The 16,139-nt window shown below is 62.7% G+C and carries 12 protein-coding genes; 3 read left to right on the top strand and 9 right to left on the bottom strand.

Translation table 11 applies throughout. The features are described 5' to 3' along the window. The first annotated feature begins 292 nt into the window (after window positions 1-292). Window positions 293-1,456: a type III PLP-dependent enzyme gene (locus ACMGGN_RS01295; protein WP_046784472.1), complete on the top strand. Its 1,164-nt coding sequence runs from the start codon at window positions 293-295 to the stop codon at window positions 1,454-1,456. Between the two features lie 45 nt (window positions 1,457-1,501). On the opposite strand, the gene ACMGGN_RS01290 is transcribed toward ACMGGN_RS01295, so the two are convergent. Both ACMGGN_RS01290 and ACMGGN_RS01285 read right to left on the bottom strand, forming a co-directional pair. Next, window positions 1,502-2,251 carry a tetratricopeptide repeat protein gene (locus ACMGGN_RS01290; RefSeq protein ID WP_119687739.1) on the bottom strand — a complete coding sequence of 250 codons (750 nt, stop codon included), beginning with the start codon at window positions 2,249-2,251 and terminating at the stop codon, window positions 1,502-1,504. 3 nt (window positions 2,252-2,254) lie between these two features. Further along, window positions 2,255-2,935 (bottom strand): Fe2+-dependent dioxygenase, encoded by a 681-nt coding sequence (locus ACMGGN_RS01285; protein ID WP_039602751.1) that lies wholly within the window; start codon window positions 2,933-2,935, stop codon window positions 2,255-2,257. A gap of 221 nt (window positions 2,936-3,156) precedes the next feature. On the opposite strand from ACMGGN_RS01285, the gene ACMGGN_RS01280 reads away from it, so the two are divergent. Both ACMGGN_RS01280 and ACMGGN_RS01275 read left to right on the top strand, forming a co-directional pair. Then, window positions 3,157-5,439 (top strand): TonB-dependent receptor, encoded by a 2,283-nt coding sequence (locus ACMGGN_RS01280; protein ID WP_414156398.1) that lies wholly within the window; start codon window positions 3,157-3,159, stop codon window positions 5,437-5,439. A 102-nt stretch (window positions 5,440-5,541) separates the two neighbouring features. Continuing rightward, window positions 5,542-8,097, top strand: a complete 2,556-nt coding sequence (locus ACMGGN_RS01275; protein WP_119687741.1) for a sulfite reductase flavoprotein subunit alpha — start codon at window positions 5,542-5,544, stop codon at window positions 8,095-8,097. A gap of 163 nt (window positions 8,098-8,260) precedes the next feature. Here ACMGGN_RS01275 and ACMGGN_RS01270 read toward each other — a convergent pair whose 3' ends face one another. The 7 genes from ACMGGN_RS01270 to ispG form a co-directional block, all read right to left on the bottom strand. Continuing rightward, window positions 8,261-9,052, bottom strand: coding sequence for an amidohydrolase (locus ACMGGN_RS01270; RefSeq protein ID WP_046784476.1), 792 nt, complete (start codon window positions 9,050-9,052; stop codon window positions 8,261-8,263). Next, window positions 9,040-10,188 carry a pyridoxal phosphate-dependent aminotransferase gene (locus ACMGGN_RS01265; protein ID WP_119687742.1) on the bottom strand — a complete coding sequence of 383 codons (1,149 nt, stop codon included), beginning with the start codon at window positions 10,186-10,188 and terminating at the stop codon, window positions 9,040-9,042. Before ACMGGN_RS01265 ends, ACMGGN_RS01270 begins: the two co-directional genes overlap by 13 nt. A 119-nt stretch (window positions 10,189-10,307) precedes the next feature. After that, window positions 10,308-11,771, bottom strand: coding sequence for a ribosome biogenesis GTPase Der (der, locus tag ACMGGN_RS01260; protein WP_012316132.1), 1,464 nt, complete (start codon window positions 11,769-11,771; stop codon window positions 10,308-10,310). Between the two features lie 117 nt (window positions 11,772-11,888). Further along, window positions 11,889-13,031: an outer membrane protein assembly factor BamB gene (gene bamB / locus ACMGGN_RS01255; RefSeq protein WP_046784478.1), complete on the bottom strand. Its 1,143-nt coding sequence runs from the start codon at window positions 13,029-13,031 to the stop codon at window positions 11,889-11,891. Between the two features lies 1 nt (window position 13,032). Further along, on the bottom strand, window positions 13,033-13,674 hold the full coding sequence (locus ACMGGN_RS01250; protein WP_039602044.1) for a tetratricopeptide repeat protein: 642 nt from the start codon (window positions 13,672-13,674) through the stop codon (window positions 13,033-13,035). 39 nt (window positions 13,675-13,713) lie between these two features. Beyond that, a complete protein-coding gene (gene hisS, locus ACMGGN_RS01245) occupies window positions 13,714-15,003 on the bottom strand; it encodes a histidine--tRNA ligase (protein ID WP_012316135.1) in 1,290 nt (429 codons plus the stop codon). A gap of 24 nt (window positions 15,004-15,027) precedes the next feature. After that, window positions 15,028-16,137 (bottom strand): flavodoxin-dependent (E)-4-hydroxy-3-methylbut-2-enyl-diphosphate synthase, encoded by a 1,110-nt coding sequence (ispG, locus tag ACMGGN_RS01240; protein WP_012316136.1) that lies wholly within the window; start codon window positions 16,135-16,137, stop codon window positions 15,028-15,030. Window positions 16,138-16,139: the final 2 nt, after the last annotated feature.

Raw genomic sequence — 16,139 nt, 5'->3', positions numbered from 1 at the left:
GTGACGGGCCCGAAACGGTCTATTCCACAATTTTTTACGCCTGCCAACGCGCGGGGAACATCTACCGGTCACACGAGTCGGTTATTCAAGTGGCAACGCGTCGATCTTGGGTCGACACGCCCGGATTACCTGTTGATCTTGCGTTCTTCACGCCCTAAAGTGCGCGCCGAACGTCCATGCTGGAAACGATCCATCCGGCTCAAGTACTGAGTAGGCGAACCAAAGTGGGGATACGGAGGACGTTCAGTTTGCAGCCACTTATCTTTTCAGTTTGCCCATGGAGTCCCTGAGCATGTCGATCCAGGTCGAAGACTATTTCGCGCGTGACACCTTCCAGAAAATGAAGGCGTTCGCCGACAAGCAGGAAACCCCGTTCGTACTCATCGATACCCAGATGATCAGCCAGGCCTACGACGACCTGCGCGCCGGTTTCGAGTTCGCCAAGGTCTACTACGCGGTCAAGGCCAACCCGGCGGTCGAGATCATCGACCTGCTCAAAGAGAAAGGTTCGAGCTTCGACATCGCCTCGATCTACGAACTGGACAAGGTGATGGACCGTGGCGTCAGCGCCGACCGTATCAGCTACGGCAACACCATCAAGAAGTCCAAGGACATCCGTTACTTCTTTGAAAAAGGTGTGCGCCTGTACGCCACCGACTCGGAAGCCGACCTGCGCAACATCGCCAAGGCCGCGCCGGGCTCCAAGGTCTACGTACGCATCCTCACCGAAGGCTCCACCACCGCCGACTGGCCACTGTCGCGCAAGTTCGGCTGCCAGACCGACATGGCCATGGACCTGCTGATCCTGGCCCGCGATCTGGGCCTGGTGCCATACGGCATTTCCTTCCACGTGGGTTCGCAACAGCGCGACATCAGCGTGTGGGACGCCGCCATCGCCAAGGTCAAGGTGATCTTCGAGCGCCTGAAGGAAGAAGACGGCATCGAGCTGAAGCTGATCAACATGGGTGGCGGCTTCCCGGCCAACTACATCACCCGCACCAACAGCCTGGAAACCTACGCTGAAGAGATCATCCGCTTCCTCAAGGAAGACTTCGGTGACGACCTGCCGGAAATCATCCTCGAGCCAGGCCGTTCGCTGATCGCCAACGCCGGTATCCTGGTCAGCGAAGTAGTGCTGGTTGCGCGCAAGTCGCGCACCGCCGTCGAGCGCTGGGTGTACACCGACGTGGGCAAATTCTCCGGCCTGATCGAAACCATGGACGAGTCCATCAAGTTCCCGATCTGGACCGAAAAGAAAGGCGAGATGGAAGAAGTGGTCATCGCCGGCCCGACCTGCGACAGCGCCGACATCATGTACGAGCACTACAAGTACGGCCTGCCGCTGAACCTGGCGATCGGTGACCGCCTCTACTGGCTGTCGACCGGTGCCTACACCACCAGCTACAGCGCGGTGGAATTCAACGGCTTCCCGCCGCTGAAGGCCTACTACCTGTAATGCAGAACGGGGCCGAAAGGCCCCGTTTCATTCAGGTTGACCCCATCACGCTTCGCGCTGTTCTATCTCTGCGGCATACCGCGCCGCAAAGGCCATCAACCCTGGCCCCGCCCCCTGCAAGGTCGCCAAAGCACTGCGCAGAAAATTCATGTTCCCCTCAACCCGCGCCTGCTCCAGCCACTGCCCTGCCTCGGCCATCTGCCCACGCTCTACCAGCACCAGCGCCAGGCTGAACATCCCACGAAAATCCCCCGCTTCGGCGGCACGCCTGTACCAGCGCACTGCCCGCGCCGGGCTGGGCGCCGTAGCGATACCCTGCTCCAGGTAACGCCCATACAGGTTCATCGACTTGGCATGCCCCAGCCGCGCAGCCTTCTCGTAGCACATCAATGCCTGCGCCTGATTGGCCGGTACCCCACGCCCGGTAGCCAGCAGGTTGCCCAGGTTATACAGCCCCCAATCCAACCCGGCATCGGCTGCGCGGGCATAGTGAACCGCAGCCTGCGCCACATTCACCTCGCCGCCCCAACCATGCTCCAGGCAACGCCCGAGCATGTTGTGCGCCATGGCGCTGCCACCCTGGGCAGCAATGCCGAACCAGCGCCGGGCCACTTCGGCATCCGCTTCGATGCCGCGGCCGTCGAGCAGGATCTGCCCGAGCAGCACCTGAGCTTCGATCACGCCCTGCCCTGCCGCCGCGAGAATCGCCTGGGCGGCCTTGCCCGGACTGTCTTCGAGCATGGCCTTGAGGCCTGCGACATCCAGCACTTCTTCACGGCGCAACTGATAGGACACGGCTCAGACCTCTGCCCAGCGGCGCAGCAGGTTATGGTAGGTGCCGGTCAATTGCAGCAACGAGGGGTGCTCGGGCACATCGGCGGTGAGTTGCTGGATGGCATTGTCCATCTCGAACAGCAACGCCCGCTGGCTGTCCTCCCGTACCAGGCTCTGGGTCCAGAAGAACGCCGCATAACGCACGCCGCGCGTCACCGGGTTGACCTTGTGCAGGCTGGTGCCCGGGTACAGCACAAGATCACCGGCAGCCAGCTTGACCTGCTGCTCGCCATAAGTGTCCTGGATCACCAGTTCGCCGCCGTCATAGCTGTCCGGGTCGCTCAGGAAAAGCGTCGAGGACAGGTCGGTGCGCACCCGCTCCGGGCTGCCTTTTGGCTGGCGCAAGGCATTGTCGATGTGGAAGCCGAAGTTGCCACCCTCGCGGTAGCAGTTGATCAGTGGCGGGAAGACCTTGTGCGGCAGGGCCGCCGACATGAACCGTGGGGTTTTCCACAGGCGGTCGATCAGCGCGCTGCCGATTTCCTTCGCCAGCGCGTGGCCTTCTGGCAGCTGCAAGTTGTGCTTGGCCTTGGCCGACTGATAGCCGGCCGTGACCTTGCCATCGGCCCAATCGGCCTGCTCCAGGGCCTCGCGAATGCGGGCAAGCTCATTGGCGTCGAACAGGCCGGGGATATGAAGCAGCATGGCGGCGGCACCGTTAAGGAGTGTAAAGGTGGCAATGATATTGATTCCCTTTTACGCCGTACAAGCTCTTTCTTCACCCGAGACGTTTCAGCTTGATTAAACCGTAAAGAGAATTTGTAAAGATTGTAAGTTCGAAGTGAATGGTAACGAATCTCAATTGTGACCTGCAATCACTTGCATTATGATCCGCGGCCTTCACACCTTGGGGAAGGTCCATAACAATGCGTCAATACGTGCCATCTGCAGTGAGTTCTCCACGTCTGATCGTGTCCGCCATCGGCGTCGCCCTGAGCGCTTCGTCCGCCTACGCCGCCGATCCGGCTACCAACAGCGCCATCACCCTCGATGCCACCAGCGTCAATGGCAAGGCTGAACAGGCCAGCACCGATTACAAGGTCGAAAAGGCCTCCTCGCAGAAGTACACCGCACCGTTGGTGGACACCCCACGCTCGGTTACCGTAATCCCCCAGCAAGTCATCAAGGACACCAATGCCCTGAGCCTGCAGGATGCCCTGCGCACTGTGCCAGGCATCACCTTTGGTGCAGGCGAAGGCGGCAACCCGCAAGGCGACCGTCCGTTCATTCGTGGTTTTGACGCCCAGGGTGACACCTACCTGGATGGTGTACGCGATACCGGTGCGCAGACCCGTGAAATCTTCGCCATCGAATCGGTGGAAGTGGCCAAAGGCCCCAACTCGGCCATCGGTGGCCGCGGCGCGGCAGGCGGCACCATCAACCTGGTGAGCAAGCGTGCACACCTGGGCAACTCGCTGGACGGTGCCTGGACCTGGGGCAGCGACCAGACCCAGCGCTACACCTTTGACGGCAACTACCAGTTCAGCGACACCGCTGCCGGCCGCCTCAACCTGATGACCCACGAGAGCAACGTTGCCGGCCGGGACAAGGTCAACTACGACCGCTGGGGTATCGCCCCGTCGCTGGCCTTTGGCCTGGGCACGCCAACCCGCGTCAACCTCGACTACTACCACCTGGAAAGCGACGACCTGCCGGATTCGGGCATCCCGTACAGCATCCCTACCGGTGGCAGCAGCGCACGCACCTCGGCGCACCCAAGCAAGCCGATCGACGGCGGCGACAGCGACAACTTCTACGGCCTGACCGGTCGCGACTTCCGCAAGACCCGTGTGGACATCGCTACTATCGCCGTGGAACACGACCTGAGCGACTCGTTGACCATCAAGAACACCCTGCGTCATGGCAACAGCATGCAGGACTACATCCTGACCCAGCCAGACGACAGCGCGGGCAACGTCAACAACAACGGCGTATGGCGTCGTGCCAATACCCGTGTGGGCAACACTGCCACCACCACCAACCAGACCGACCTGTTCGGTGAGTTCTTCGTGGGCGGTTTCAAGAACAGCTTCTCCACCGGGGTCGAGTTCAGCAAGGAAGACTCGGACCGCCAAAGCTACACGGTGTCGCCAAACAGCAAGCTCACCTGCACCGGCCCGGGCAATGGTGGCAGCTGTACTTCGCTGAGCGACCCGAACCCCGACGATGCCTGGGATGGCACGATCTCGCGCAACTACGCCGGCACCAAGACCAGCAGCAAGACCCGCGCAATCTACGCCTTCGACACCCTGGAGCTGACGCCTGAGTGGCTGTTGAACATGGGCCTGCGTTACGACCACTTCGATACCAAGTTCCGCACTTACGATGCCTCCGGCGCGACAGTGGTGAACAAGAACGGCGTCCCGACCAAAGGCCGCGACACCAGCGAGTTCTTCACCGGCCAATTGGGCCTGGTCTGGAAACCGGCCGAGAACGGTAGCATCTACGTGTCCTATGCCACTTCCGCCACCCCGCCCGGGGCGATGCTCGGCGAAGGTACCGAAGGCAACCCGCTGTCGGGCACCACCGACCGTGGTGGCAACATCCTGGCCAGCGACATGGAGCCGGAAGAAACCACCAACTACGAAATCGGCACCAAGTGGGACCTGCTCGACGAGCGCCTGTCGCTGGCCGCTGCGCTGTTCCGTACCGAGAAGGAAAACGCCCGTGTACAGGTGAACACCACCACCTACGAAAACGTCGGCGAAACCCGCGTGCAGGGCATCGAGCTCTCGGCCAGCGGCAAGCTCACCGACAAGTGGCAAGTGTTCGCCGGCTACACCTACCTGCAGGCCCGCCAGATCGACGGCGGCCCGCTGGGCAAGGCCAACGATGGCAACCAATTGCCAAACACGCCTAACAACAGCGCCAGCCTGTGGACCACATACTCGATCACCCCGAAGCTGACGGTCGGCGGCGGCGCCTTCTATGTGGATGACGTCTACGGCAACGTAGCCAACACCACCATGGTCGACAGCTATGTACGTTATGACGCCATGGCCGCCTACAAGCTGACCAAGAACGTCGACCTGCAACTTAACGTGCAGAACCTGACCAACGAGGTGTATTACGACAAAGCGTTCTCCACCCACTTCGCCAACCAGGCGGCGGGCAGGACTGCATTGCTGACCACCAGCGTCCACTTCTAAAGCAGCAACCCGGAGCCCCGTTCATTCCAGTGAGCGGGGCTTTTGCGTATCAAGGCATAATGCACCCCGCGCAGGGCGCGGCAGCAACACAAGGTGAACGATGTGGTGAAGAAGACGCTGTTCCAATTGCACTGGTTCTTTGGCATCACCGCTGGCCTGGTGCTGGCCTTGATGGGTATTACCGGTGCGCTCTATTCGTTCCAGGAAGAATTGCTGCGCGCCTTCAACGCTGATGTGTTGAAGGTCGAGGTACGCGCCGAGGGCGTGCTGCCTCCGGCTGAACTGGTGCGCAGGGTCGAGGCCGCCCAAGGCGACAAAGTGTCGATGCTGTGGGTCGATGTACGCGAAGGCAACGCCGCACGGGTCTTCTTCACACCGCCGCCGGGCGAGCGCCGCGGTGAGTTGCGCTATGCCGACCCCTATACCGGAGAGCTCAAGGGCCAGGCCGCCGGGCAAGACTTCTTCAAACTGATGCTCACCCTGCACCGGTTCCTGGCCATGGGTGACACCGGCCGGCAGATCACGGGCGCCTGCACCCTGATGCTGGTGTTCTTCTGCCTCTCCGGCCTGTACCTGCGCTGGCCGCGCAAAGCCCTGAACTGGCGCACCTGGCTGACCTTCGACTGGGCCAAGAAAGGCCGCGCCTTCAACTGGGACCTGCATGCCGTAGCCGGCACCTGGTGCCTGCTGTTCTACCTTCTGTTCGCGCTGACCGGCCTGTTCTGGTCCTACGAGTGGTACCGCGAAGGCCTGAACAGGTTACTTGCCGACGCGCCTGGCGCAGGACAGCAGCACAAGCGCGGCGAAGGCCGTGGCCGCCATGGGCCGCAGAAGGTGGACAAGAACGCACCGCCGCTGGTGGTCGACTACGACGCCATCTGGGCCAACCTCAAGGACGCTGCCGGGCCAGGGCTTGCCATGTACAACCTGCGCCTGCCACCTGCTGGCGGCCAGCCCGCCAGCCTGTTCTACCTGCTCGACAGCGCCGCGCACCCACGCGCCTTCAATACCCTGACCCTGGACCCGGCCACCGGCCAGGTGAAAAACCACGACCGCTATACCGACAAGTCCTTCAAGGCCCAGCTGCTGCAAAGTGTTTATGCCTTGCACGTGGGTGAATACTTCGGCCTGCCGGGGCGGATCATCGTCACCCTCGCCAGCCTGACCATGCCGCTGTTCTTCGTCACCGGCTGGCTTTTGTACCTCGACCGCCGCCGCAAGAAGCGCCAGGTGCGTGCCGCCCGCGGCCACGTCGCCAACGCCAGCGCCAGCGGCGACAGCTGGCTGATCGGCTTCGCCAGCCAGAGCGGTTTCGCCGAGCAACTGGCCTGGCAGAGCGCCGGACAATTGCAGGCCGCAGGCTTGCCGGTGCAAGTACGTGCACTTGCCGACCTTGGCGAAGAGGACCTACGCCAGACGCGCCGCGCGCTGTTCGTGGTCAGCACGTTCGGTGACGGCGAAGCGCCTGACAGCGCCCGCGCCTTCGAGCGCAAGGTGCTGGGCCAGCCTTGGGCCCTGAACGGGCTCAGCTATGCCGTGCTGGCGCTCGGTGATCGCCAGTACCCGCACTTCTGCGGCTTTGCCCGGCGCCTGCAGGCATGGCTCGGCGAGCGCGGTGCCAGCACGGCGTTCAGCCCGGTGGAAGTGGACAACGCCGACCCGGCGGCCCTGCAGCAATGGCAGCAGGAACTGGCGCAGCTGACTGGCGCCCAACCCGTCGCTGCCTGGCAACCGCCAAGTTTCGGCAACTGGAACCTGGTCAGCCGCGATCTGCTCAATCCGGGCAGTCAAGGCCAACCGGTCTACCTGATCGGCCTGCGCCCTGAAGAGCCCGCCAGCTGGGAGGCCGGTGACCTGGTAGAAGTTCTGCCGCTCAATGGCCAGCCACGCGTGGATGCATTCCTCAGCGGCATGGCCCTCGACGCCAACGCCACTGTGCAGCTTCACGGCCTGAGCGAGACCCTCGGCCAAGCCCTGGCAGGCCGCCAGCTACCAACCCGTCGGGACCACCTGATCGGCTTGCAGCCACAAGCGCTGATCGATGCGCTGGCACCGATCGGCAGCCGCGAATACTCCATCGCCTCGATCGCCAGCGATGGTGTGCTGGAGCTGATCGTGCGCCAGGAGCGTCACCCCGACGGCAACCTTGGCCTGGGCTCTGGCTGGCTGACCGAGTACCTGCCAGTCGATGGCACCCTTGGCCTGCGCCTGCGGCGCAACAGTGGCTTCCATCTGCCCGAAAGCGCCGCGCCGATGATCCTGATCGGCAACGGCACTGGCCTTGCGGGCCTGCGCTGCCTGCTGCGGGCGCGGATCAATGCCGGCGAGCAGCGCAACTGGCTGCTGTTCGGCGAGCGTAACCGCGCGCATGACCTGCTGTGTGGCGATGAGCTGCAAACCTGGCTGGAGAGCGGCGACCTGGCACGCCTGGACCTGGCGTTCTCGCGCGATCAGGCCAAGAAGGTATATGTGCAGGATGTATTGCTGCAGCAGGCTGAGGAGTTCAAGCGCTGGGTTGCCGATGGCGCTTATGTGTATGTCTGCGGCAGCCTGCACGGGATGGCGGCCGGAGTTGATGCGGCGCTCAAGGGCATGCTCGGTGAAGAAATGGTCGAGCAGTTGATCGAAGACGGGCGTTATCGGCGGGATGTTTACTGATCAGGGATTGAACTGACACAGCTGGCCGCTGTAGGAGCGGCCTTGTGTCGCGAACGGGCCGCAAAGCGGCCCTCGATGTTTCGGCATTGATGCAACAATTGCTGGGGCCGCTCTGCGACCCTTTCGCGACACAAGGCCGCTCCTACCGGGGGGCGGTGCTGGCTCAGTGCAGCTCGAAGGTATCGGCATCCAGGTTGGCCGGGAAGCGGGTACGGTAGTTGGCAAGCTCCGCCGCCCTCAGCACGACCGTGAACACCCCGTCTGCCTCGCCCGCACTGAGCAAGCTTTCACCCTGGAAATCCAGCACCTGGCTGTCGCCGGAATACGCGAAACCCTTGCCATCGGTGCCCACCCGGTTCACCGCCGCCACGAAGCACAGGTTCTCGATACCCCGCGCCGGCAGCAGCCGGTTCCAGTGCTGGCGGCGCGCCGCCGGCCAGTTCGCGGTGTACAACAGCAGGTCGGTATCCTGGGCATCGCGGCTCCACACCGGGAAACGCAGGTCATAGCAGATCAGCGGGCGTACCCGCCAGCCCTTGATCTCGAACTGCACCTGACGCTCACCCGGGGTGTAGTGCTTATGCTCACCGGCCATGCGGAACAGGTGGCGCTTGTCGTAGTGCAGGATCTCGCCGTCCGGGCGCGCCCACAGCAAGCGGTTGCGGTGGCTGCCATCGGCGGCCTGGATGATCACGCTACCGGTAACCACTGCGTTGATGCGCTTGGCCTGAGCCTTGAGCCATTTGTAGGTCGGGCCGTTCTCGGGCTCGGCCAAGCTTTCCGATTCCATCGAAAAACCAGTGGTGAACATCTCGGGGAGGATCACCAGGTCGGCATCTCCAGCCTGGTCGAGCAACACCTCGAAATGCGCGTAATTGGCCTCGCGGTCGTGCCAGGCCAGGGCCGTTTGCACCAGGGCGATTTTCAGGTTGGGCAGTGCACTCAGATCGCGCATAGTTTTTCCGCTGCCTGACGCAGCGTCTCCTCACGTTTGGCAAAGCACAGGCGTACCAGGCGTTGCTCGGGGATGGGTTGCTGGTAGAACACCGACACCGGAATGGTCGCCACGCCGTGTTCACGGGTGAGCCAAAGGGCCATTTCGACGTCGTTCAGGTCTGGCCGGATCTGCGAATAGTCCACCAGCTGGAAATAGGTGCCGGCCGTGCGGGTAAAGCTGAAACGCGAACCGTTGAGCAGGTCGCAGAACAGGTCGCGCTTGGCCTGATAGAAACCTGGCAGTTCGTCGACATGCTGAGGGTGTTCGGCCATGAAGTCCGCGAGTGCACACTGCAGCGGTGTAACTCCGCAAAAATTGACGTACTGATGCACTTTGCGCAGCTCCGCGCTCAAGGCAGGTGGCGCGACCACGTAGCCGGTCTTCCAGCCGGTCACGTGGTAAGTCTTGCCGAACGAACTGACCACGAACGCGCGGCGGTACAGCTCTGCATGGGCCAGAACGCTGGCATGAGGTACGCCATCGTAGACCAGGTGTTCATACACTTCGTCGCTGACCAGGTAGATATCGCGATCAGCTATCAGGCGCGCCAACTGGTCCAGGTCTTCAGCCGTGATCAGCGCACCACTGGGGTTATGCGGCGAATTGAGGATGACCATGCGTGTGCGCGGGCTCAGGGCATCGCTGAACCTCTGCCAGTCGATACCGAAGTCGCCATCACTGAGCTGTACGTGCACGCAGCGGCCGCCGGCAAGCGCCACGGAGGGCTCATAGCTGTCGTAACAGGGGTCGAAGACGATCACCTCGTCACCCGCGTGGATCACCGCCTGGATGGCACAGAAGATCGCCTCGGTGGCGCCCGGGGTGATGGTCACTTCCTGATCGGCATCGACCTTGGTCCCATACAGGCGCTCGACCTTGGCCGCCACCTGCTGGCGCAAGGCCGGCAAGCCGGTCATCGGCGCATACTGGTTATGCCCGGCGGACACATGGCGGCCAACCGCATCGAGCAAAGCCTGCGGGCCATTGAAGTCTGGGAAACCCTGGGAAAGGTTGAGCGCGCCCGTCTGCACGGCGAGCTGGGACATGGTGGTGAAGATGGTCGTGCCGACGTTCGGCAGTTTGCTGCGGATCATGAAGCCCTCTTTCCTGCGGGACGGAGAGCTATAAGCTACAAGCTCCAAGCCACAAGAAAAAGCGACATGTATCAGCGTCCGCTCATTCTTGCAGCTTGCGACTTGAAGTTTGCCGCTTGTCAGCGCTTGTCGCGGCGCTTCTTCTCGGCCTTCTTGTGGTGCGACATCAAGCGGCGCTTCTTGTTGACCTGGCGGTCGGTGAGGGTGTTCTTCTTGCCCTCGTACGGGTTCTCACCGCCTTTGTACTCGATGCGGATCGGCGTACCGACCAGTTTGAGCACCCGGCGGTAAGTGTTTTCCAGGTAACGCGAGTACGACTTGGGAATCTTCTCGGTCTGGTTGCCGTGGATCACGATCAGCGGCGGGTTGGCACCGCCGAGGTGGGCATAGCGCAGCTTGATGCGGCGGCCGTTGACCAGCGGTGGCTGGTGCTCACTGACGGCATCTTCGAGGATCTGCGTCAGACGGCTGGTTGGCCAGCGGGTGACCGCCGATTTGAACGCGGCCTGCACCGACTTGTACAAGTGGCCCACGCCGGTGCCGTGCAGCGCCGAGATGAAGTGGATGTCAGCAAAGTCGACGAAGAACAGCCGGCGCTCCAGCTCGGTCTTGACGTAGTCGCGCTCACCCGACTCCATGCCGTCCCACTTGTTCAGGGCGATGACGATGGCGCGGCCCGCTTCCAGGGCAAAGCCCAGCAGGTTGAGGTCGTGGTCGACCACACCCTCGCGGGCGTCCATGACGAAGATCACCACGTTGGCGTCCTTGATCGCCTGCAGCGTCTTCACCACCGAGAACTTTTCGACTTCCTCGTGGATCTTGCCGCGCTTGCGCACGCCAGCGGTGTCGATGAAGGTGTACTTCTCGTTATCGCGCTCGAACGGGATGTAGATACTGTCACGGGTGGTACCCGGCTGGTCGTAGACCACCACGCGCTCTTCGCCGAGCATGCGGTTGACCAGGGTCGACTTGCCCACGTTGGGGCGGCCGATGATGGCGATCTTGATGCCATCCTTTTCGCTCGGGCCGGGGATGCGTACCGCTTCCTCGCCTTCGGCAACCTCCTGGTCGAGGGCTTCTTCCTCAGCATCGCGAGGAATGTGGCCCAGCACCGACTCCATCAACTGATTGATGCCGCGGCCCTGCGAGCCGGCCACCGGAATGGCATTGCCCATGCCCAGCGGCGAAAACTCGGCGCGGGCGACGTCGGCGTCGATGTTGTCGATCTTGTTGGCCACCAGGATGGCCGACTTGTTCCGCTTGCGCAGGTGCTCGGCGATCATCTGGTCGGCGGCAGTCATGCCGGCGCGGGCGTCGACCAGGAACAGCACATAGTCGGCTTCTTCGATGGCCATCAGCGACTGCTCGGCCATCTTCTCATCCATGCCCACTTCGTCACCGGTGATACCACCGGTGTCGATCAGGATGAAGGAGCGACCCTGCCAGCTGGCATCACCATACTGGCGGTCACGGGTCAGACCCGACAGGTCACCCACGATGGCATCGCGGGTTTTGGTCAGGCGGTTGAACATGGTGGATTTGCCGACGTTCGGCCGTCCCACCAGGGCGATTACGGGAACCATGCGGCTCTCCACTCTTGAATTCTTGAAAATGCAAAGGCCGCTGCAAGGCAGCGGCCGGAGTTCGGGCGGCGTGTCCTACGCCGCAACTCAAGACCTGTAGTGGCCTTGAGCATAGCTTCAGCGGATGGTCAGTGCCTCGAGCTTGCCGCTGTTGCCAAAGACATAGATGGTGTCGCCGACCACCAGGGGCCGGGCGCGCAGGCCATCGCTGTCGATACGCTCACGGCCGACGAAACGGCCGTCGACCTGGCTGAGCAGGTGCAGGTAACCTTCGAAGTCACCTACAGCCACGTAGCTGGAGAACACTTCCGGTGCCGACAATTGGCGGCGCGCCATCGAGTCGTTGGTCCACAGTGCGCTGGAAGAGCGCTCGTCGACACCCTCGACACTGCCCGAAGCTTCGCTGACATAGACGTTGCCGAAACCTTGGGCGACACCCACGTAGCTCGAGGCATCACGCTGCCACAGCACACGGCCGCTTTCCAGGTCCAGGCCCGCTACGCGGCCCTGGTAGGTGCTGACGTACAGCGTACCACCGGACAGCAGCAGGCCGCCGTCGATGTCGACCACACGGTCCAGCTCGGAACGGCCCTGCGGGATCGCCACACGGCTCTCCCACACCGGCACGCCGTTGTTGATGTCGACCGCGACCACTTTGCCGGTGGACAGGCCGGCTACAGCCAGACGGTTGGTGACGATCGGCGCACCGGTGCCCCGCAGGGTCAGTACAGCCGGGGTGCTCTCGTAGATCCAGCGGCGGTCGCCGGTAGCGGCATCGAGGCCGATCAGACGGTCGTCCTGAGTCTGCACCACCACAACGTCACCGTTGTTGGCAGGCGGCGCCAGGACTTCGCTGGTTACGCGCGAGCGCCAGCGCTCTTCACCGGTGCTGGAGTCCAGGGCAATCACTTCACCCTTGAGGGTGCCGAGCATGACCAGGCCATAGCCAACGCCGACGGCGCCGGAAACCGGCAGCTCCAGATCCTGCTTCCACACCACGTCGCCGGTAATGCGGTCGAGGGCGAAGACTTCGCCATTGACGTCGCTGGCGTAGATGCGGTCGTTCTCGATGGCTGGCACCAGGGTATTGTAAGTCTCGCCCTGGCCGTCACCGATCGAACGGCTCCACTGCTTTTTCAGTACCACTTCTTCGGTGAACTTGGTCAGCTCGGCCGGAGGCAGTTCCTTCTTGCTGTTGCTGCTGCAACCTGCGGCCAGTACGGCCAGGGTCAGCACTGCTGCTTGTTTCCAACCGATCACGTCACGCGTCCCCTTTGGCCAAGTCATCCAGCTTCAGTTGCAAGCCACCGACCGCCGCCTCATCGGACAGCGCGGCCTTGGCTTTTTCATAAGCGCTGTGGGCATCGTCGGCACGACCCAACTGCACCAGCAGGTCGCCCTTCAATTCTTCACGGCTGGCCAAAAACGCCTTGTCGGCGTCGCCGTCGAGCAGCTTGAGCGCATCTTCAGCTTTGTCCTGGGCCGCGAGCACGCGTGCCAGGCGCTGGCGCGAAATTTCGCCCAGGGTGTCGTCAGCAGGCTTGTCGAGCACATTCTTGAGCTCGGCAGCGGCGTCGTCGAGCTTGCCGCTCTCTACCGCGACCTTGGCCACGAACAGGCTGCCGTACTGGGCGTAGGCGGTACCACCGAACTCGCTCTTGAGCTTGCCGGACAGCTCCGCGACCTTGGTCGCATCCGGCTGCCCGCTCGGCGTCAGGCTGGTTTCAAGCAGGGCCTGATACAGCTGCGATGCGCCTTGCGACTGGTTGTCCTGGTACTTGTGCCACGTGTTCCAGCCCAACACCACTACGCCAGCCAGCAGCGCACCGGTCAGCAGTGGCTTGCCGTTACGGTTCCACCAGTCCTTGACCCCTGCCAGGTCATCATCATCGGTACTCGACACCCCAATACTCCTTTTCGCCTATTCGCTTGTTGAACCGCGTTACGCCTGAGCGATCGCGGTTTCCAGGTGCTCAGCCAGAGCATCCCAGGCAATGTTCTGTTGTTCGCCCTGACCACGCAGGGGCTTGAGGCCAATCTCTTGCTTGGCCAGCTCATCGTCACCCAGGATCAGGGCGAACAACGCGCCGCTCTTGTCGGCTTTCTTGAACTGGCTCTTGAAGCTGCCGCCACCGGCGTTGACCGCCAGGCGCAGGCCCGGCAGCCGGTCGCGCAGGCTCTCGGACAAGCGCAGGCCAGCCAGCTCCGCCTGCTCGCCGAAGGCGCACAGGTAGACATCGATCTGACGGTTGATGGACGCCGGTACCTTGCCCAGGGTCTCCAGCAGCAGGATCAGGCGCTCGATACCCATGGCGAAACCAACGCCTGTGGTCGGTTTGCCACCCATCTGCTCGACCAGGCCATCGTAGCGGCCGCCTGCACAGACGGTGCCCTGGGCGCCGAGCTTGTCGGTGACCCACTCGAACACGGTCTTGCTGTAGTAGTCCAGGCCACGCACCAGCTTGGTGTTGATCACAAACGGAATGCCGGCGGCATCCAGACGGGCCTTGAGGCCCTCGAAGTGCACGCGGGAGTCTTCGTCGAGGTAGTCTTCCAGCTTCGGCGCGCCGACCAGCACCGCCTGGGTGTTCGGGTCCTTGCTGTCGAGGATGCGCAGCGGATTGCTCTTGAGGCGGCGCTGGCTGTCTTCGTCGAGTTGTTCCAGGCGCGCCGAGAGGAACTCGACCAGCGCGTCGCGGTAGCGGGCGCGGGCCTCGCTGGTGCCCAGGCTGTTCAGCTCGAGCTTGACCGCATCCTGGATGCCCAGCAGGCCCCACAGACGCCAGGTCAGCATGATCAGCTCGGCATCGATGTCCGGGCCGTCCAGGTTGAACACCTCGACGCCAATCTGGTGGAACTGACGGTAGCGGCCCTTCTGCGGGCGCTCGTGGCGGAACATCTGGCCGATGTACCACAGCTTCTGCACCTGGCCGTTGCCAGTGATGCCGTGCTCGAGCACTGCACGTACGCAGGCAGCGGTGCCTTCAGGGCGCAGGGTCAGCGAATCGCCGTTGCGGTCCTCGAAGGTGTACATCTCTTTTTCGACGATGTCGGTGACTTCACCGATGGAGCGCTTGAACAGCTCGGTGAACTCGACGATCGGCGTGCGGATCTGGCTGTACCCATAGGTGTCCAGCAGCCCAGCGACGGTGCCTTCGAAGTAGCGCCACAGCGGCGACTGCTCTGGCAGGATGTCGTTCATGCCACGGATGGCTTGCAGCGATTTGCTCACGAAAAGTCCTTACGAATCTGTGTGTCAGCCGCGGGCGATCAGCGCCGCGTCGGCCTCGACCTTTTCGGCCGCTTTCTGGCGGATGAGCTTTTCCAGCTCATCGACCAGGTTGTCATTGGTCAGTTTCTGCGCCGGCTTGCCGTCGATGTAGATCAGGTTCGGCGTGCCGCCGGTCAGGCCAACGTGGGCTTCCTTCGCTTCGCCAGGGCCGTTGACCACACAACCGATCACCGCCACGTCCAGCGGTACCAGCAGGTCTTCCAGGCGCCCTTCCAGTTCGTTCATGGTCTTGACCACATCGAAGTTCTGCCGCGAGCAGCTCGGGCAGGCGATGAAGTTGATGCCACGCGAACGCAGGTGCAGCGACTTGAGGATGTCGTAGCCGACCTTCACTTCTTCGACCGGGTCGGCCGCCAGCGAAATGCGGATGGTATCGCCGATGCCTTCGGCCAGCAGCATACCGAGGCCGACGGCGGATTTCACCGTGCCGGAGCGCAGCCCACCGGCCTCGGTGATGCCCAGGTGCAGCGGCTGGATGATCTGCTTGGCCAGCAAGCGATAGGCTTCGACGGCCATGAACACGTCGGAGGCCTTGACGCTGACCTTGAAGTCCTGGAAATCCAGGCGGTCCAGGTGCTCGACATGGCGCAGTGCAGATTCGACCAGCGCCGCCGGGGTCGGCTCGCCATATTTCTTCTGCAGGTCCTTTTCCAGGGAGCCTGCGTTGACACCGATACGGATCGGGATGCCACGGTCACGAGCGGCATCGACCACAGCACGAACACGGTCCTCACGGCCGATGTTGCCCGGGTTGATACGCAGGCAGTCGACGCCCAGTTCGGCCACGCGCAACGCGATCTTGTAGTCGAAGTGGATGTCGGCGACCAGCGGTACGCTGACCAGTTGCTTGATTTTGCCGAACGCCTCGGCGGCGTCCATGTCCGGTACCGAAACACGGACGATGTCGACCCCCGCATCGACCAGGCGCTGGATCTGGCCAACGGTGGCGGCGACATCATTGGTGTCGGTGTTGGTCATGCTCTGCACCGCGATGGGGGCATCACCACCCACCGGCACATTGCCGACCCAGATTTTGCGGGATTCGCGACGTTTGATCGGAGATTCGCCGTGCATGA

It is taken from the genome of Pseudomonas sp. BNK-30 (genome assembly GCF_047456185.1).
Taxonomy (GTDB): Bacteria; Pseudomonadota; Gammaproteobacteria; order Pseudomonadales; family Pseudomonadaceae; genus Aquipseudomonas; species Aquipseudomonas putida_E.
This window is presented reverse-complemented; position numbering and strand designations above follow the sequence as displayed.